Genomic DNA, 18,254 nt, shown 5'->3' on the forward strand with positions numbered 1-18,254 from the left:
GGGCCGGGCCGGGCGCGCTGGGCGCTGGCCCCGCCCCCCCCCGCCGGGGGGGGGGGGGCCGGCGCCCCCGTGGGGGGGGGGGGGGGGGGGGGGGGCTGCGCGGCGACCGCCGCCGGGGCGGCGGCCGCGGGGTCTTCGGGCTGCACCGCCTCGCCGACCGGGGGGGCAGCCCCCTTGGCGGCCGGGGGCGGGGGGGGGGGCCCGGGGGGGGGCCCCCCCGCTCCTGTCATGCCACCTGTCAGTAGGTGAAGGTCTGCACCTTGTCGTGCATGCGCTGGGCGAGCTGCGCGAGCTCCTCCACCGCGGCGTTCATCTCGGTCAGCACCGCGGCCGACGTGGATGCGGCCTGCGCCACGCCGCCGATGTTGGCGGCGATGTCCTGCGACGAGGTCGCGGCGTCGGAGACTCCGCGGCCCATCTCGTTGGTGGTCGCGGTCTGCTCCTCGATCGCGGAGGCGATCGTGGACTGGAACTCGTTGATGCGCTCGACGATCGTGCCGATCTCCTCGATCGCGGTGACCGCGCCCTCGGCGTCGGCCTGGATCGCACGGACGCGGTTCGAGATGTCCTCGGTCGCACGCGAGGTCTCGCGGGCGAGCTCTCCGACCTCACCGGCGACGACCGCGAAGCCGCGGCCTGCCTCTCCGGCGCGGGCGGCCTCGATGGTCGCGTTGAGCGCAAGCAGGTTGGTCTGGTCGGCGATGCTCGTGATGACCTTGACCACGTTGCCGATCTCCTGCGAGGAGACACCCAGGCGGCCGATCTGCTCGTTGGCACCCTCGGCGGCCGTCGCGGCCTGCTGGGCGACACGAGCCGCCTCGGAGGCCGAGTGCGCGATCTCGCGGATCGACGCGGTCATCTCGTCGGAGCCCTTGGAGACGTCCCCGAGGTTCTGCGAGACCTGGTCGGCAGCACCGGAGACGTTGCCGGCCTGCACCGTCATCTCCTCCGCACCGGACGCGACCTGGCGGTTCGACGCGGACAGCTCCTCAGAGGCACCCGCCACCTGGGTGGCCGACTCGGCGACGCTCTCCATCGTGGAGCGCAGCGACAGGGTCGCGGCGTCGAGAGCCTGGCCCATGCGGCCCAGCTCGTCCTTGGACGAGGAGTTCGAACGGACGGTCAGGTCACCCGCAGCGAGCGCGTCGGCCACGGCGTGGACGTCGCGCACCTGACGACGGATCGTGTTGGCAGCGGCGAGCGCCACGCTGAGGGCGAGGGCCAGACCGATCGCCAGCGCGACGAGAGCGCCGACGGTCGACGAGTTGGCAGTGTCCTGCGCCTGCTGGGACAGCGCGCTGGACGTGTCAGCCACGAGGATCTCCTCACGCTCGAGCGCGTCGATAGCGGCGGACAGGTGCTCGGAGGCGGCGTCGAAGGCGGACTGGAAGGCGACGCGGTCACCGGTGGCGGCCGCGGGGAGCATCTCCGCGTCACGCTCGGTGGTCCAGTCGGCCCACGCGGCGTTGAAGTCGGCCCAGTCCTGGCCACCGAGAGCGGCGGCGGTCTCGCCGAGGGAGGCGATGCCCTCCTCGTACAGCGCGGCGGCAGCGGCGAGGTCGGCGTCGGTCTCCGCGATCTTCGCCTCCCACTCGGCCACCGCGGCCGGGGTGTCGAGCGGCATCGCGGCGGCGGTGCCGATCAGCATGCGCGCCTTGAGCTCCTCCTGGTGGACGAGCCCGATGTTGAAGGACACGTCGTTCTGGAGCGTGGTCAGCTCCGCGGCGTTGTTCGCGATCATGCGCATGCCGTACACGGAGAAGCTCGCGACGAGCAGCGCGACGGCAGCAAGCGCGACGACGATCGAGACGATCTTCGTGCGGATGCCCCAGTTGCGGAAGGCGTGGATGGGGTTGAGTCGGGAGAGCAGGGGCGTGGCCTGCTCAGCGGTTCCCGCCGAGGACGGCGGCGTCGAGACAGCGGAGCTCATGGAGGGGGATCCTTTCAGGCGATGTCGCCCGACCCATCGGCCCCCGGGTGCCAGAAGTGAGAGGGCATGCGCGCCCTCAGTCAAGAACTATCTCTCAGCAGGGACTATGCACACCTGTGCAGGAGACGTCGAGCTGCCTCCGGGCCCTCCGCGCTACTCCTCGGCGTCAGCGGACGGGCTGGCCGAGGGCTCCGGTGCGAGCGGGTTGTTCGGCAGGACCGCTGGCGCGGGGACCGCATCGATCTGGGTCCACGGCAGGCACTCGTCGTCCGTGAAGAGGTTCAGGTCCGGGTCCAGTAGGTCGTCGAAGGTGCTGCGGAGCGACACGGCGGCGTCGTAGTCGCCGCCGACGACCACGTCCACCGTGGGACCCTCACGGTTGTCGAGCATCAGCTCCACCTCGGTGAAGTTGCGCGCGAGCGTGTAGGCCTCGGCGATGCCGTCCGAGCCGAACAGGATCCGCACGGTGCCATCGAGGTTGCCGCGCGACCAGTTCGCCGCGCCGACCGTCAGGTAGCCGCGATCGGACAGCTCCGACTCGACCGCGCCGGCCAGGCCGTTGGTGTCGGTGCCGTTGAGCACGCGCACCACCACCTCGGCAGGATCCACCGGAGGCGTGCTGGCGGGCGGGCACACGAGGGTGATGTCCGACTCGAAGTCGCCGGCCGGTGAGACGAACTCGGTCTCGAACGGGCCGACGGCATCGCCTCGGTAGACGGCCGCAGCTCCGACGCTGAGAGCAGCGATCAGGATGATGAGCAGACCGAAGACGACGACCTGTCGTTCACGGCGGTGGCGGCGCACGACCTCGCGACGCGTGCGAAGACGCCCGCCCCTGCTCTCGCTCACGTGCACCACTCTCGACGACGGACCGGGATGCCACGATGTGGCCACTGCTGGCGGAGGATGGGGGATTCGAACCCCCGAGGGCTTGCACCCAACACGCGTTCCAGGCGTGCGCCATAGGCCGCTAGGCGAATCCTCCAGGCCCGTAGATGATACCCGAGCATCGGCCAGGGACGAAAACGGCGCGGGGAACCGCCGTCGACCCCTGCCCGCAGGGCCCATTCCGGCGGGGATGAAGAGGGCCGCCACGACACGATAGGCTTGTCCCTAGACCCCCCACGTGGCGCTATCTCGCCCAACTCCCCCAGGTCAGGAATGAAGCAAGGGTAAGCGGGCTCTGGCGGGTGCGTGGGGGGTCCTTTCATGCCCGGACCCGCGCGTCGGACCCGACGGTTAGGCTCATACCCGTGAGCACCGCCCTGTACCGCCGCTACCGCCCCGACAACTTCGGCGACGTCGTCGGGCAGGAGCACGTCACGCTGCCGCTGATGCAGGCGCTGCGGTCGGACAAGGTCAACCACGCCTATCTGTTCTCCGGTCCGCGCGGCTGCGGCAAGACCACGTCCGCGCGCATCCTCGCCCGCTGCCTCAACTGCGCTGAGGGCCCCACCGACACCCCGTGCGGCACGTGCGACTCGTGCGTCGAGCTCGCGCGCGGCGGTGCCGGCTCGGTGGACGTGGTGGAGATCGACGCCGCGAGCCACAACGGTGTCGACGACGCACGCGAGCTTCGCGAGCGCGCCGCCTTCGCGCCGGCGCGCGACCGCTACAAGATCTTCATCCTCGACGAGGCGCACATGGTGACGCCGCAGGGCTTCAACGCGCTGCTGAAGCTCGTGGAGGAGCCGCCGCCGCACATCCGCTTCATCTTCGCGACCACCGAGCCCGACAAGGTGATCGGCACCATCCGCTCGCGGACCCACCACTACCCGTTCAGGCTCGTGCCGCCGCCCATCCTGGTCGACTTCCTCGGCAAGATGTGCGGCCTTGAGAACGTGACGGTCGACTCGGGCGTGCTCCCGCTCGTCGTGCGCGCGGGAGGAGGCTCCGTCCGCGACTCGCTGTCGGTCCTGGACCAGCTCATGGCGGGCTCGGGGCCGGAGGGTGTCACCTACGACCGGGCCATCTCTCTGCTCGGGTTCACCGACGCGACCCTCCTGGACGACGCCGTGGGAGCCATCGCCGCCGCCGACGGGGCGAGCCTGTTCGACGTCGTCTCTCGCGTGATCTCCACAGGGCATGAGCCCCGCCGCTTCGTCGAGGACCTCCTGGAGAGGCTTCGCGACCTCGTCGTCCTCGCGGCCGCGGGTGAGTCAGGCGCGAAGGCGCTCGGCGAGCTCCCCGCGGACCAGCTCGAGGCCATGAAGGAGCAGGCGCGCGCACTCGGCCTCGGACGCGCGTCCCGTGCGGGCGACCTCGTCAACGAGGCGCTCACACGCATGGTCGGCGCCACGTCGCCGCGCCTGCATCTGGAGCTGCTGTGCGCGCGTCTCCTCGCCGCTGATGTCCCGGTCGCGGCGGTGGCTCACGCACCCGTGCAGTCGGCGCCCGCGCCGGCACAGACCGTTGCCGCACCCGCGAGTGCGGCTCCTGCCGCACAGCAGCCCTCGGGTGCCTCGGGCGTCGAGGCGGCCATGGCCGCCGTGCGCGCGGGCCGCGAGAAGCCGGCCGGCACGAAGCCCGCAGCAGAGCCCCAGGCGTCTCCCGCGGCCTCGACACCCCCCTCCCGCCCCGCCTCACCCGCACCCTGGGACGAGGATCCGACTCCGGAGCCGACCCCTGCAGCGAAGCCCGAGCCGACGGCACAGAGCGAGGCGGCGCCATCGCAGCGTTCCGGTCCTGCAGAGCCCCCGCCGTGGGACGAGGAGCCGGCACCCTGGGACGGCGCACCCTCCCCGTCGACCGAGGCGATCCGCACCGTCGCGAAGCCAGAGCGTCCCGCACCCCGGCCAGCCGCGGACGAGGCGCCGGCAGCTGCAGCCCCCGCCGCGTCCCCCGCAGCGCCCGAGCAGGCCGGCCACGCGCCCAGCCCTGCCGGGGGCGCAGAGGACACCGGGCTCGTCAGGCGGCGCTGGCCCGAGGTGCTCGGCACGCTCGAGAGGCACCGCGTCACCTGGGCGATGGTCAGCCAGAGCGCACAGGTGGCACGGCTCGACAGCGGCGTGCTCCACCTGGCCTTCGACTCGCCCGCCCTCGCCACGCGCTTCGGCTCGGGCCCCCACGCGGAGAACGTCGCTCTCGCGGTCCGGGAGACGCTCGGGCTGAAGGTGCGTGTCGAAGGGGCGCACGGAATCGCCGCAACGCCTGACGCCCCCGTCGGCGGCCCGCCCGCGAGCGCAGCAACCCCCCGAAGCGCCGCGTCCGCCCCCTCCGCACCTAGCGCCCCTGCCGCACAGTCCCACGCGAACGACGACTACGAGGAGATCTCGGACGACGACGCCTCCGCGGACGATGCGGCAACCGCCGGAGTCGACGTGGTGACCAAGCTGCTGGGCGGCCGTGTCGTCGACGAGTGAGACAGCCTCTGCGCGGGTGTCAGAGTCGCAAGTCGAGTGCCGGTCGCACCGTCGCACGCGTCGGTGACAGGCGCGGTCAGCCGGTCCGCCTACTCTTGACCCCATGTACGACGGCGCGGTTCAGGATCTGATCGACGAGCTGGGGCACCTCCCTGGCGTGGGCCCCAAGAGCGCCCAGCGCATCGCCTTCCACCTGCTCGCCGCGGACGCGATCGACGTGAAGCGGCTCGCGGACGCGATCACCACCGTCAAGGAGCGCGTGCGCTTCTGCGAGACGTGCGGCAACGTCGCGGAGTCCGAGCAGTGCCGGATCTGCGCCGACCCTCGCCGCGCGGAGGACCTGCTGTGCGTCGTCGAGGAGCCGAAGGACGTCGTCGTGATCGAGCGGACCCGCGAGTACAGGGGTCGGTATCACGTGCTGGGCGGAGCGATCGACCCGATGAACGGTGTGGGCCCGGATGACCTGCGCATCCGGGAGCTGATGGGGCGCCTCGGCGACGGGAAGATCCAGGAGGTCATCATCGCCACCGACCCCAACATCGAGGGCGAGGCGACGGCCACGTACCTCTCACGCATGCTCGTGCCCATGGGGGTGACCGTCTCGCGGCTCGCATCGGGCCTCCCGGTCGGCGGGGACCTCGAATACGCGGACGAGGTGACGCTGGGGCGCGCCTTCGAAGGACGACGCCAGGTCAGCTGACTCCAAGGCGACGGCCGCGCACCGGAGAGATCCAGCGCGCGGCCGTGCCATGCGATCGCCAGGCCGAAGGGGTGGTGCCTGGGATCTGGTCCGAACCGCCTCGGGGGGGGTGTGGCGGCTCGGCGTCTATCAAGCCTGGCTCCCGGGTCCCGCCGCGCGGGCCGCGGTGACGCGCGGCGCGTGGGCGGGCCCGGGGGCAATGCGGTGCCGAGCCGGGAACCAGCGGCTCGCACCGTCGGGCACAGCACCGTCGCGGGGGTGCGCGGCGCGGCATGCACGAGGCTTCGCGGAGTCGGCATGGAGGTAAGGAATCTCCCGCGAGGCCGTCGTCATGCGATCTGCGCCGAGATCGGTGACCGTGTCCATGTCTCCATACAAGCCCTCATGCCTGGGAGAACGCTGAGAGTGTGCGGTGAGGATCCGAAGAGTTCACCCGATGCCGAGGCACGTCGGCCGGCGGAGACGGCGCAGGGCCGGTCGATCTGCGCGATCGACCGGCCCTGCGCGTCAGGTGTCGGCGGTCAGGCCACGCGAGTGCCTGTTCGCAGCGTGCGGTAGGGCACGCGCAGGCGGCGGATCACGATCGCCATCGACCCGACGAACAGGACGGCCTGCACTGCGAGGCCGAGCCACGGCGCACGCGGATAGTTCGCCTGCTCCTCCTGCTGCTCAGCCCACTGGTCCTCCCACTCGGAGTCGTCCCACGTCTGCGTACCGGCCTCGGCCCAGCGCACGAGCTCGGCGCACTCGTCGTACGAGCTCGACTCCAGATCGAACTCCGTCGGTCCGATGCGTGCGCTGCTGACCATCTGATGCATCATCGCGAACAGGCCGGGCGCGGCGCGACCGTCCTCCTCGTAGGTCTCGGTGCTGACGATCGGCGACACCTCGCCGATCACGACCACCGGGTTCACCAGGACCATCCAGGCGGTGCGCTCGGTGTGGGCGACGCTCATGTCCCAGGTGTCCTCCACGCACACGTAGGACTCGGCGTCGAGCTGCGAGAAGTCGCCGGTCATGTAGGCCTCGTCGAGCGCCTCGCTCTGCTCCGGGGTCAGCCTCTCCCAGTCGATGTAGCGCTGGCCGTTGGTGACGGTCTCGGACACGAGCGGCATCGTGAACGCGAAGATCACGAGCGTGCCGATGAGGAAGAAGCCAGTGGTGAGGTGAGCGAGCGACACCGAGGCCACCGCGCGCGCGGCGATCGCGGACCACGCGAGCCCGATCGCCGTGGACACGAGCACCACGGCCATGATGACGCCCAGCACCGTCAGCAGCTCGTGCCAGTGCCATCCGGAGCGTGAGTACGCGTAGAGGAGGAACGGCGCCGTCGTGACCAGTACCGCGAAGGACACGAACCACGACGCGAGGAGCTTGCCCACGGCAAGATCACCCGCGGTGAGGTGGGTCATCTGGAGCGGTGCGAGCACGCCCTCGCCCGAGTCACCGTTGATCGAGGTCGCCGAGAGCGACGGACCGATCAGCATGCCAGCGCCGAGCACGAGCACCAGCACGAGCTCGAGCGGTGTGGACGTCATGTCGTCGCCAGCGACGACCGCCACCAGGATGCCGAGCGCCAGGATCGCGGCCAGCAGCAGGCCGTAGAAGATGTAGCCCTTCACGGAGGGTCGACGGCGGAGCAGCTCCACCCGCGTGACGAGCCAGACGCCGCCGAAGGTGGGGCGCCATGGGTTGCCCTTGCGCGGCGGCACCTTGGTCGCCGGAGTCGGCGTCGGCGGGAAGGGAGCGGTGTCGGTGGCGGTCATCGGCGCTCCTCATCCATGGCCATGTAGGTCTGCTCGAGCGCGCTTCCGGCGGGGCCGAAGCGGTGCACCTGAACGCCCTGGCCCACGAGCCAGGCGAGCGCATACGCTGCCTCGGTCTGGTCGGCGATGCTGACGATCACTCCACCCTCGGCCTCCTCGAACGGGACGTTGCCGCCCGTCAGCGCCTCGCGGAGCTTGACCTCGTCCAAGGCCCAGACCCGATACCTGGTGCGCGCGTGCGCGACCATCGCGGCGGCGTCGTCCCCGAGCGTGCTGCCCTTGGACATGAACACCGCGTCGTCGACCATCTCGTCGAGCTCGGCGAGGACATGGCTGGACACGAGGACCGCAGCCCCCTCCGCTGCGATCTCACGCACGAACTCCCTCAGCTCCACGCGGGAGCGGGGGTCGAGCCCGTTGGCAGGCTCGTCGAGCAGCAGCACCGACGGGTCGTTGACCAGGGCACGCGCCAGGGAGAGCCGCTGCTTCTGACCACGCGACAGCACGCGCGTCGGCCTGTCCGCGAACTCGTCGAGGTGGACACGGTGCAGCAGCGCGAGCCCCTTCGCGCGCGCCTCCGCCTGCGGGATGCGATAGGCCCGTCCCACAAGGGTGAGGGTCTGCAGGCATGTGAGGTTGTCCCACGAGCCGAGCTGGTCAGGCATCCATCCGATCGCGGCCCTCACCGCGGCGGAGTCGGTACGAGGGTCTGCGCCTGCGACACGGATCTCCCCCGCGTCCGGCTTGAGCAGCCCGGCGAGCATCAGCATCAACGTCGTCTTGCCACAGCCGTTCGGCCCGATCAGAGCCGTGACCTTCCCTGCCTGCACGCTGAGCGTGGCGTTCTGGACCGCCTTCACGCTCCCGAACGCGCGGGCCACGCCCCGCGCCATGATCGCCTCCGTCATCGGCGGCGCCTCCTCGAGGATGGACATGGTCCCCCTTCTTCGATTGTGCGGCCGACGCCCCCCGTCGGCCTCGCTCATCCTGACACAGCGCAGCCTCCGACGGGATCAGGGAAGCCCCTGAATCGGCGGCCGACGCGGGGATACGACGGTATGACGGGCCGCGCTACCCAGGTATCTCAGCCCCGTTCAGCCGTGCTCAGCCGTCTGACTAGAATGAGATGCCGCGCCGCGCCCGCGCGGGCGGCGTCCCACGAACGAATTCGTAAGGAGCGCGCTGTGTCGCTTGTGGTGCAGAAGTACGGGGGTTCCTCCGTCGCGGACGCCGACGCCATCCGTCGCGTCGCCCGTCGCATCGTCGACACGCGCAACGCCGGGAACGACGTCGTCGTGACCGTCTCCGCCATGGGCGACACCACCGACGAGCTGATCGACCTCTCGAACGACGTCTCCGGCAAGGAGCACCCTCGCGAGATGGACATCCTCCTCACCGCCGGCGAGCGCATCTCGATGGCCCTTCTCGCGATGGCGGTGCGCGACCTCGGCGTCGGCGCCCAGTCGTTCACCGGCCCGCAGGCCGGCGTCATCACCTCCGGCTCGTACGGCCGCGCACGCATCATCGACGTGGCACCCGGGCGTCTGCGTCAGACCCTCGACGGCGGAGACGTCGCGATCGTCGCCGGATTCCAGGGCCTCAACCAGGAGACGCAGGACATCCAGACTCTGGGCCGCGGCGGCTCGGACACGACCGCCGTCGCTCTCGCCGCCGCGCTCGAGGCCGACGTGTGCGAGATCTACACCGACGTCGACGGGGTCTTCTCCGCCGACCCGCGCGTCGTCCCCGCCGCGCGCAAGCTCGACTCGATCACCTACGAGGAGATGCTCGACATGGCGGCCTCCGGCGCGAAGGTGCTCATGCCCCGCTGCGTCGAGTACGCGCGCAGGTTCAACGTGCCGATCCACGTCCGCTCGTCGTTCTCCGGCCTGGAGGGCACCATGGTGGTGGGACAGACCGAAGGAGAGGAAGCAATGGAGCAGCCGATCATCGCAGGCGTCGCCCACGACGTGTCCGAGGCCAAGATCACCGTCATCGGCGTGCCGGACGTGCCCGGTTCCGCCGCCCGTCTCTTCGAGGCCGTCGCGACGGCCGAGGTGAACATCGACATGATCGTCCAGAACGTGTCGGCCACCCACACGGGCGTCACCGACATCTCCTTCACGCTCCCGACCGCCCAGGTCGAGGCCGCGCGCTCTGCGCTCGAGGCCGACCACGAGGCGATCGGCTTCCGCGAGCTCGTCGTCGACGACACCATCGGCAAGATCTCGCTGATCGGCGCCGGCATGCGCTCATCATCCGGCGTCTCCGCCAAGTTCTTCTCGTCGCTGCGCGACGCCGGCATCAACATCGAGATGATCTCCACCTCGGACATCCGCATCTCGGTGGTCACCCGCTCGGAGCTCGTGGATGACGCCGTCCGCGCCGTGCACACCGCTTTCGGCCTCGACTCCACGCAGGGTGAGGCCGTCGTCTACGGAGGTACCGGACGATGACCCTCTCCCTCGCAGTCGTGGGCGCCACCGGCCAGGTGGGCGCCGTCATGCGTCAGCTCGTCGCGGAGCGCTTCCCCGAGGCGGACGTGCGCTTCTTCGCGTCGTCCCGCTCGGCGGGCAAGACCCTCGAGCACCTGGGCCGCGAGATCGTCGTCGAGGACGTCGCCTCCGGCGACTACGCCGGCATCGACATCGCGCTCTTCTCCGCCGGTGGCGGAGCCTCGAAGGAGTACGCTCCCAAGTTCGCCGCCGCCGGCGCGATCGTCGTCGACAACTCCTCGGCCTGGCGCAAGGACCCCGAGGTGCCGCTGGTCGTCTCCGAGGTGAACCCTGACGCCCTGAGCGACATCCCCAAGGGCATCGTCGCGAACCCGAACTGCACCACCATGGCCGCCATGCCGGTCCTCAAGCCGCTCCACGAGGCCGCGGGCCTCGAGCGGCTCGTCGTGTCGAGCTACCAGGCCGTCTCCGGCTCCGGCCTCGCGGGCGTCGAGGAGCTGCACGGCCAGGCCGAGGCCGTCATCGACGGCGCCAAGGCGCTCGCGCACGACGGCTCCGCTGTGGAGTTCCCTGAGCCCGTCAAGTACGTGGCGCCCATCGCCTTCAACGTCCTGCCCATGGCGGGCTCCGTCGTGGACGACGGCTCGAACGAGACGGACGAGGAGCAGAAGCTCCGCAACGAGTCCCGCAAGATCCTGGACCTGCCCGAGCTGCGCGTGAGCGGCACGTGCGTGCGCGTCCCCGTCTTCACCGGCCACTCGCTGTCGATCAACGCCGAGTTCTCCCGAGACATCTCCCCGGAGGAGGCCTACGGCATCCTGGCCTCCGCCTCAGGAGTGAAGGTCGAGGAGGTGCCGACGCCGCTCGCGGCCGCCGGTGGCGACCTGTCGCTCGTAGGACGCATCCGTCAGGATGGCGCCGCCGAGGGCAAGCGCGGCCTCGCGTTGTTCGTGTCGGGAGACAACCTGCGCAAGGGCGCAGCCCTCAACGCTGTGCAGATCGCCGAGATTCTCGCGGACAAGCTGACCGCACGCTCCTAGTCCGCGGCGACCACCCCGTCGACGCCGAGCCTGACGACCGCGTCGCGCGCGGCGAGCAATCCCTGAGGGTCCTCGAGAAGCCCCGCGAACGCCAGCTCTGCGGCACCCACGGGCATCATCCGCTCGCGAAGCGCATTGCGAACGATCGCCACGCCCGCCACCACCTCGGGCATCCCCAGCTGCTGCACCCGGGTCACGAAGGACGAACCCTCAGCGTCCAGGATCGCTCCCGGCAGCCCGCCGAGGATGACCCTCCTGGGCGCGAGGATCGTGATGATCGTCGCCACCGCCTGCGCGAGCTTCTCCGCTTGACGCTCGAGCTCCCGCCTCACCGGGAGCGGCGGGTCGCTCAGCAGCGCGTCCAGCTCCGCGAAGCCCAGGTCCGGGATCCCGGACGCAGCCCTCATCCGCGCCATCGAGACGTGCGCCTCAAGGCAGCCGTGGCGCCCGCACCCGCACCGCGCTCCGCCGGGCTGCACCGTCAGGTGGCCCAGCTCTCCCGCGAAGCTGCGGGAGCCGCGGAGCAGCCGGCCCTCCATGATCACGCCCGCACCGATGCCCGAGACCGAGCCGTTGAGGTACACCAGGTCCTGCACCCCCCTGCCGGCCCCGAACAGAGCCTCCGCCACGGCGCCCACATTCGCATCGTTACCCGCGACCACGGGCACGCCCAGCGCGTCCTCGAGCGCCGCAGAGGCACCCACCTCGCGCCACCCGAGGTGGTGCGAGACCTCCACGAGCTGCCCGTGCTCGTCCACGAGTCCCGGGACCGCCACCCCCGCGCCGACCAGGCGTCGGCCGGGCAAGGACTCGGATGCCGCCACCATCTCCCGCACCAGACGGACCGTCATCTCGGGCGTCGGCGGCGACGAGACCGAGCGGCGCATCATCTCGTGGACGGCTCCGCCCAGACCGATCACGCCGACGTGCACGGCATCGATCTCCGGGTTGATGCCGAGCGCGACCACGTCCCTGCTGGCGTGCACGAGCGGGCTCGGACGGCCGGAGCGGGAGGGGTGTGGCTCGGGCTCACGCTCCTCGACGAGGCCCAGCTCGACGAGCTCCGCGACCAGCACGCCGACAGTGGACCTGTTGAGCCCCGTCAGCCGGGTCAGATCGGCTCGAGAGGTGTCGCCATGATGGTGGACGTAGCGAAGGAGCGCTGAAAGGTTGCGACGGCGCGTCGCCTCGTTGCGCGAGCCCACGGGAGCACCGTCGACCTCCGGCTCCGCCATCCGCTCCTCCACCCCCGCGTCTCACCAGCCAGACCCAGGATAGGCGGAGCACGAAGATGGCGCTCGGTGTCACGTCCCGCGCACAGCGACGAGGCTGGCTCCAGAGACGACGAAGGCCCTCCCCGAAGGAAGGGCCTCAGCGCCGATGCTGTGCACATCGATCACGGTCGGGGTGACAGGATTTGAACCTGCGACCTCCTCGTCCCGAACGAGGCGCGCTACCAAGCTGCGCCACACCCCGTGATTTGAGCCTGCTCAGCATAGCCGACCGCAGGCCGTGTTGAGAAATCCGTCCCCGCTCGCCCGTCAGCTCGCCGGAACCAGCGTCAGGAGCGTCGCCTCCGGCCTGCACGCGAAGCGGAACGGCGCGTACGGCGAGTGCCCGAGTCCGGCCGAGACATGCAGCCAGGTCGAGTCGGTCCCACCCTCATCGGGCCGTGCTCCAGGCCAGCCGTGAAGGCCCTTCACCCGTCCCGTGTCGAGGTCAGAGTTGGTGACGAGCGCGCCGTAGCCCGGCACGCACACCTGGCCCCCGTGAGTGTGACCGGCCAGCATCAGATCGCAGCCATCCGCCTTGAGGTCCGCAAGCACACGCAGATAGGGCGCGTGAGTGACGCCCAGGTGCAGATCCCCGCGGTCTGACGACGGCGCAGGCATCGCGTCCCGCTCCAGATGCGCATCGTCGGTGCCCACCAGGCTGATCCGCCGGCCCGCGGCCTCGACCTCGCCACGGGTGTTCGTCAGGTCGACCCACCCCGCCTCACGGAGGATGGTCCGCAGAAGCTCATGCGGCAGCTCGAGCCGCTCCGGATCTTGGAAGGACGGGCCGCCGAAGTACTGGAACGGGTTGAGCGGCTTGGGACCGAAGTAGTCGTTCGAGCCGAACACGAAGGCTCCCGGCCTCGCGAGCAGCGGGGCAAGGGCCTCCACGAGCGACGGCACCGCGTCGGGATGCGCAAGATTGTCGCCCGTATCGACCACCAGGTCGGGCTCGAGGCCTGCGAGATCCTTGACCCACGCGATGCGATCCTTCTGCGAAGGCGTGAGGTGGATGTCCGACAGATGGAGGATCGTCAGGGGCGCAGCGCCGACCGGCAGCACCGGCACCTCGACCTCACGCAGCACGTAGCGACGTGCCTCGACCACTCCCCACGCGAAGCATGCCGCGCCCGCGAGGGCGACCGTGGCGACGCTGCGGCCGAGAACGCCCGCAGCGCCACGCGACTCCACGCGGGTCAACCCTCTTCGCCGGGATCCGGCGACTGGTTGTTGCCGTTTCCTCGGCCATTGCCGTTGTTGTCCGGCTCCTCAGCGACTGGCCAGCCGTCGGGCGGGTTGGTGGAGAACTCGGACGGGGGCCACGTTCCGCCCCAGTAGTCGTCGGGCGCGACGCTCGGGTCCCAGCTCGACGGCCAGCGGTACCACCAGTCGGGCCGCTGATCGGTCGCCAGGTAGTACGAGATGGTCGCGCCGGGCAGGGCCTTCGAGTTCGCGGACGGGGCCTGTCCCGCGACCGTTCCAGGCGAGTACAGGTTCGAGTAGACGGTGCGCGCCTGGGCTCGGAATCCAGCCTGGGCGAGCGCGTACCGCGCCTGCGACTCCGACATGCCGATCAGGTTCGGGATGTCCTGCGGCGTGCCGTACATGATCTCGTTGGAGGGTGTCTGGATGAAGTCGATGTTCGGCTCATCCTCGAGCGCCTTGTCCATGTAGCGCTTCCAGGTGGGCGCGGAGATCGTGCCTCCGTAGATCCACTGGTTGTTGTAGTTCACGCCGTTGAGCGTGATGTCGTAGCCCTTCTCGTCCTGGTCGGGGTTGCCGAGCCACACCGCAGTGGTGAGCTGAGGCGTGTAGCCGACGAACCAGAGGTGGGCGTTGAGCTGCGAGGTTCCGGTCTTTCCTGCCGCCTGGCGACCGCCGGCGAGCTCGGCGCGCGTGCCGGAGCCGTACTCGATGACCTTGGACATCGCGAACTGCACTCCGACCGCGATCTCCTCGCTCAGCACCCTGTTGCAGTTCTGCACGGGTGGCACGATCTCCTCGCCGTCGGAACCGACCGGCACGTCGCCGTTCGCGTCGGTGATCGACAGGATCGCGTACGGCTCGCAGTGGACGCCGTCGTTCGCGTACGTCTGCATGACCGACGCCATCGTGAGCGGCGAGGCGTTCTGGGTTCCGAGCGTGATCGAGGGCAGGTACTCCATGTCCTTGCCATCGGCACGGTGGAAGCCGAGCTTCTCCGCGACGTCCACGACATCGCACAGGTCGAGCTGCGAGGACATGGCCACGTACGCGGTGTTGATGGAGTTCGCGGTCGCGTTGAGGACGGTCATGCTCGTGCCTCCGCGGCCACCGACGTTCGTCGGCTTCCAGGTGCCGGTGAGGTTCCCGTCGAGGCAGGAGGCGGTCCAGTCGGAGAGGTCGTACTCACGGATCGAGGCGCTCACCGTCTGGTTGAGGGAGCGTCCGGACTCGAGCCAGGTGGTGAGGATGATGGGCTTGAACGTCGAGCCTGGCGAGAAGCCGCGGGAACCGCCGTAGTCGCGGTCCGTGGCGTAGTTGATGGAGGTCGAGTTCGGAGCCTCATTGGTCGGGTCGAACTCGCGGGTCTGGCTCATGGCGAGGATCTGTCCCGTGGACGAGTCGAGCGAGACGAGCGCCATCGCCCAGCCGGACGGGTCGTCGTAAGGCAGGGACTTCTTGAGCTCCTGGTTGGCGATCCACTGCTTGGAGACGTCCAGAGTCGTGATGATGTCGAGGCCACCCGAGTACAGCAGGTCAGTGCCCTCGCCGCGGAAGGCCTCGTCCTGCTTGATGACCTTCGTCACGTAGTCGCAGAAGAACGGCGCGATGTCCGACGCGCGGCACGAGAACTTGGGGTACGAGATGTTCTTGTAGTCGTCGAACGTGGTCGCGACGTACTCGTCGTACTCGGCCGTGCTGATGAGCCCCTGCTGCTCCATGCGCAGCAGCACGATGTTGCGCCGGTCCATCGACTGCTCAGGGTTGCGGATCGGGTCCCACTTCGTGGGGTTCTGCGTGATGCCGGCGATCGTCGCGGCCTCGAGGGCGTTGAGCTCAGCAGCGGACTTGGAGAAGTAGTACTGCGCCGCGGCCTCGACGCCGTAGGTGTTGGTGCCGAACTGCGCGATGTTCAGGTACTGCTCGAGGATCTGCTCCTTGCCGCAGTCCACGCCGGGGTCCTCGGAGCAGACGGTCCCGTAGGTGTCGTTGACCTTCTCCTCATAGGCGAGGGCGAGGCGCCACTCACGGATCTTGCGCTCGACGGACGTCTCGGTCGCCGCGGCGATGGCCTCCTCGTCGCCCGAGTCGATGGCCTTCTGGAGGATGGTGTTCTTGACGAGCTGCTGGGTGAGGGTCGATCCACCCTGGGTGCCCTCGGTCGTGACCGTCGTGTAGACGGCTCGGAGGATTCCCTCGCCGTCCACACCGTTGTGCTCCCAGAATCGCTGGTCCTCGACCGCCACGACGGCCTTCTGGATCCATGGGGAGATGTCCTCGAGCGGCACGACGACGCGGTTCTGCGAGTAGAAGGTCGCGATGAGCTTCTGGCCCGTGCGGTCGTAGATGTTGGACTGCTGCGGGAGCGTCACCGACTCGAGCTCGCCTGGCAGCTCCTCGAAGAGGTCGGAGGCCCCTTCGGCCGAGTTTCCCGCGACGGTCACGACGGGGAGCGCGAGCCCCGCCACCAGGATTCCGCCGACGACGGAGAGCACGACGAAGGCGATCACGCCGCCGATGAGCTGCGCGAATGTCGCGCGCCCGTCCTGGCGCGCGCGTTCGGAGACGAAGAGACCCATGCACCAACCTTACGTTGCCCCCACAACGATCCACGCCTCGGATGTGTTGCACAGGGGATAGGCTCGAGCGCATGACCTCGTGGGAGTACGCAACAGTTCCGCTCATCGATCATGCCACCAAGCAGATCCTCGACCAGTGGGGCGAGGACGGCTGGGAGCTGGTCCAGGTGGTCACCGGACCGACCGGTGGCCTCGTCGCCTACATGAAGCGGCCGAAGGCCTGACCGTGAGCGCCAGCCAGCGTCTCGCAGCCCTCGGCCTCACCCTGCCCGAGGTGGCCATCCCGGTCGGCACCTATGTGCCGGCCCTGCGGCATGGCGACCTCGTCTACACGTCCGGCCAGCTCCCGTTCGTGGACGGCGCCCTGCTGGCGACGGGCCACGTGGGCCAGCGCTCTGACGATGTGACGCCTGAGCGCGCCGCCGAGTGTGCCCGCGCCGCGGCGCTCAATGCGCTCGCCGCGGCGGCGCAGGCTGCGGGCGGCCTCGACTCGATCGAGTCGGTCGTGAAGGTCACCGGCTTCGTCTCATCCGCGCCGGAGTTCACCCAGCAGCCCGCGATCCTCAACGCCGCGTCGGCGCTGATGGTCGACGTGTTCGGTGAGTCAGGTCGCCATGCCAGGTCGGCCGTCGGCGTGGCCGCGCTGCCGCTGGGCGCACCCGTGGAGGTCGAGATCGTGGTGGCGGTCCGCCACTAGCGCCCCGACCTCACCGGCCGCCCTCTGTCGAGGTGCGGTGGCGAGGCGCAGTCCAGCGAGAGGCGCAGTTCAGCGAGAACGGGCCCGACTCAGCGGGAGCGGGCGCGGAGCCTGTCGGGCTCGTACACCTCGACCGAGCCGATGTGGACGTCGATCCATCCACGCGACGCGAAGTCGGCGAGGGCCTTGTTGACCGTCTCGCGCGAGGCGCCCACGAGCTGGGCGAGCTCCTCCTGGGTGAGACCGTGACGCACGGTGACGTGTCCGCGCTCCATGCGACCGAAACGGTGTCCGAGGTCCAGGATCGCCTTGGCGACACGACCCGGCACGTCAGAGAAGACGAGGTCCGCCATCGTGTTCGTGGTGCGGCGGATGCGCTGGGCGAGCGCGCGCAGCAGGTGGCGGGACATGTCGAGGTGCTCGTCGAGCCACGCGTCGAGCGTCTCCTTCGGGAGCTCGTAGAGGACCGACTCCTCGACGACATGCGCACGCGACAGGCGGGGCCCCGGGTCGAAGACGGAAAGCTCCCCGACCATGTCGCCGACACCCTGGAGCCCGAGGAGGTTCTCGCGGCCGTCGCGCGCGGTGCGGGCGAGCTTCACCTTGCCCTTGACGATGATGTACATCGCGTGGCCTTCGTCGCCCTCGTTGAAGATCGTCTGGCCCTTGGAGTACTCGCGGCGGATCATCTGCGCGATCAGAGAGCGGGCGCTCGCCGAGTCCATCCCCCCGAACAGCGGGGACGAACGGAGCAGCTGCTCCTCACGCGGGGTGTGGGCCGAGCCCTGGGGTGCCTCAGGCATAGCGGCGCTCCGCGACATCGCGCCGGTGTGCCTCACCCATCGCCTTGACCATCAATGCCGTCACCGTCTCCAGGTTCTTCGCGACTCGTGCCTCATAGGACTCGAGCCGTGCGTCGAGATTGTCCAACTCCTCGATGCTACCGGGCGCGACGGCTCCTCTCTCGGGCCACACCGCATCGGCGAGTTCTCTTGAGCTCGGCGCGTCGGCGGCGAGGGCCTCCCAGAGGTCGTCCAGGTCGAGCTGCTCGACGCCTCCTGGGCGGGCGAGAGCAGCGATCGACAGCTCGCGACGGGCGGCGACGAGGCGCCTCCACCATCGGACGCGTGCCACCTCGCGGCGGATGTCGCGTCGCCGCTGTCGCAGCTCCGCGATCCGCTCTGCGGACGCCATGGTGCTCACGTCACCCCCTAGGGACTTCAAGGACGAGGTCTCGGCCGTTTCCT

The 18,254-nt window shown here is 69.9% G+C and carries 15 protein-coding genes, 2 tRNA genes and 1 other RNA gene; 7 read left to right on the forward strand and 11 right to left on the reverse strand.

Translation table 11 applies throughout. From position 1 onward, the window contains the following. Positions 1–238: 238 nt before the first annotated feature. From QQX04_RS12945 to QQX04_RS12955, 3 genes are all read right to left on the reverse strand, one after another. Complete coding sequence (locus QQX04_RS12945) at positions 239–1,930, reverse strand: methyl-accepting chemotaxis protein (RefSeq protein ID WP_301129875.1); 1,692 nt, start codon at positions 1,928–1,930, stop codon at positions 239–241. Positions 1,931–2,083: 153 nt separating this feature from the next. Next, positions 2,084–2,779 carry a LytR C-terminal domain-containing protein gene (locus QQX04_RS12950; protein ID WP_301129876.1) on the reverse strand — a complete coding sequence of 232 codons (696 nt, stop codon included), beginning with the start codon at positions 2,777–2,779 and terminating at the stop codon, positions 2,084–2,086. A 48-nt stretch (positions 2,780–2,827) separates the two neighbouring features. Next, positions 2,828–2,915, reverse strand: a tRNA-Ser gene (locus tag QQX04_RS12955). A gap of 128 nt (positions 2,916–3,043) precedes the next feature. Here QQX04_RS12955 and ffs point away from each other — a divergent pair. The 3 genes from ffs (at position 3,044) to recR (ending at position 5,992) form a co-directional block, all read left to right on the forward strand. Beyond that, positions 3,044–3,140, forward strand: an RNA gene (gene ffs, locus QQX04_RS12960) — signal recognition particle sRNA small type. 43 nt (positions 3,141–3,183) lie between these two features. Beyond that, positions 3,184–5,292 (forward strand): DNA polymerase III subunit gamma and tau, encoded by a 2,109-nt coding sequence (locus QQX04_RS12965; RefSeq protein ID WP_301129877.1) that lies wholly within the window; start codon positions 3,184–3,186, stop codon positions 5,290–5,292. A gap of 103 nt (positions 5,293–5,395) precedes the next feature. Beyond that, positions 5,396–5,992, forward strand: a complete 597-nt coding sequence (gene recR, locus QQX04_RS12970; protein ID WP_301129878.1) for a recombination mediator RecR — start codon at positions 5,396–5,398, stop codon at positions 5,990–5,992. A gap of 521 nt (positions 5,993–6,513) precedes the next feature. On the opposite strand, the gene QQX04_RS12975 is transcribed toward recR, so the two are convergent. Then, the gene (locus QQX04_RS12975) at positions 6,514–7,758 is read right to left on the reverse strand and encodes an ABC transporter permease (protein ID WP_301129879.1); all 1,245 of its coding nucleotides are present in this window, start codon (positions 7,756–7,758) and stop codon (positions 6,514–6,516) included. After that, a complete protein-coding gene (locus QQX04_RS12980; protein WP_301129880.1) occupies positions 7,755–8,693 on the reverse strand; it encodes an ABC transporter ATP-binding protein in 939 nt (312 codons plus the stop codon). Before QQX04_RS12980 ends, QQX04_RS12975 begins: the two co-directional genes overlap by 4 nt. 249 nt (positions 8,694–8,942) lie before the next feature. On the opposite strand from QQX04_RS12980, the gene QQX04_RS12985 reads away from it, so the two are divergent. Further along, positions 8,943–10,214, forward strand: coding sequence for an aspartate kinase (locus tag QQX04_RS12985; protein ID WP_301129881.1), 1,272 nt, complete (start codon positions 8,943–8,945; stop codon positions 10,212–10,214). Beyond that, complete coding sequence (locus QQX04_RS12990) at positions 10,211–11,254, forward strand: aspartate-semialdehyde dehydrogenase (RefSeq protein ID WP_301129882.1); 1,044 nt, start codon at positions 10,211–10,213, stop codon at positions 11,252–11,254. The genes QQX04_RS12985 and QQX04_RS12990 overlap by 4 nt, the downstream gene beginning before the upstream one ends. Here the strand turns inward: QQX04_RS12990 and QQX04_RS12995 are convergent. The 4 genes from QQX04_RS12995 to QQX04_RS13010 all read right to left on the reverse strand — a co-directional run bounded on the left by QQX04_RS12995 (position 11,251) and on the right by QQX04_RS13010 (position 16,310). Beyond that, positions 11,251–12,489 carry an ROK family transcriptional regulator gene (locus QQX04_RS12995; RefSeq protein ID WP_301129884.1) on the reverse strand — a complete coding sequence of 413 codons (1,239 nt, stop codon included), beginning with the start codon at positions 12,487–12,489 and terminating at the stop codon, positions 11,251–11,253. The two genes, QQX04_RS12990 and QQX04_RS12995, sit on opposite strands and share 4 nt — an antisense overlap. A 167-nt stretch (positions 12,490–12,656) precedes the next feature. Beyond that, positions 12,657–12,730: transfer RNA gene (locus QQX04_RS13000), tRNA-Pro, on the reverse strand. A gap of 65 nt (positions 12,731–12,795) precedes the next feature. Then, positions 12,796–13,719, reverse strand: coding sequence for a metallophosphoesterase (locus tag QQX04_RS13005; protein WP_301129885.1), 924 nt, complete (start codon positions 13,717–13,719; stop codon positions 12,796–12,798). A gap of 5 nt (positions 13,720–13,724) precedes the next feature. Further along, the gene (locus QQX04_RS13010; protein WP_301129887.1) at positions 13,725–16,310 is read right to left on the reverse strand and encodes a penicillin-binding protein; all 2,586 of its coding nucleotides are present in this window, start codon (positions 16,308–16,310) and stop codon (positions 13,725–13,727) included. Positions 16,311–16,381: 71 nt separating this feature from the next. On the opposite strand from QQX04_RS13010, the gene sp36 reads away from it, so the two are divergent. Continuing rightward, positions 16,382–16,534, forward strand: a complete 153-nt coding sequence (gene sp36 / locus QQX04_RS13015) for a Sp36 family protein (protein WP_301129889.1) — start codon at positions 16,382–16,384, stop codon at positions 16,532–16,534. A 2-nt stretch (positions 16,535–16,536) separates the two neighbouring features. After that, a complete protein-coding gene (locus tag QQX04_RS13020; RefSeq protein ID WP_301129890.1) occupies positions 16,537–17,007 on the forward strand; it encodes a RidA family protein in 471 nt (156 codons plus the stop codon). 89 nt (positions 17,008–17,096) lie between these two features. On the opposite strand, the gene QQX04_RS13025 is transcribed toward QQX04_RS13020, so the two are convergent. Together QQX04_RS13025 and QQX04_RS13030 are read right to left on the reverse strand one after the other, a co-directional pair. Continuing rightward, positions 17,097–17,810, reverse strand: a complete 714-nt coding sequence (locus tag QQX04_RS13025) for a Crp/Fnr family transcriptional regulator (RefSeq protein ID WP_301129892.1) — start codon at positions 17,808–17,810, stop codon at positions 17,097–17,099. Next, entirely contained in the window at positions 17,803–18,210 is a 408-nt protein-coding gene (locus QQX04_RS13030; RefSeq protein ID WP_301129894.1) for a hypothetical protein, read from the reverse strand. Before QQX04_RS13030 ends, QQX04_RS13025 begins: the two co-directional genes overlap by 8 nt. Positions 18,211–18,254: the final 44 nt, after the last annotated feature.

This window comes from Demequina zhanjiangensis (assembly GCF_030418315.1).
Lineage (GTDB): Bacteria > Actinomycetota > Actinomycetes > Actinomycetales > Demequinaceae > Demequina > Demequina zhanjiangensis.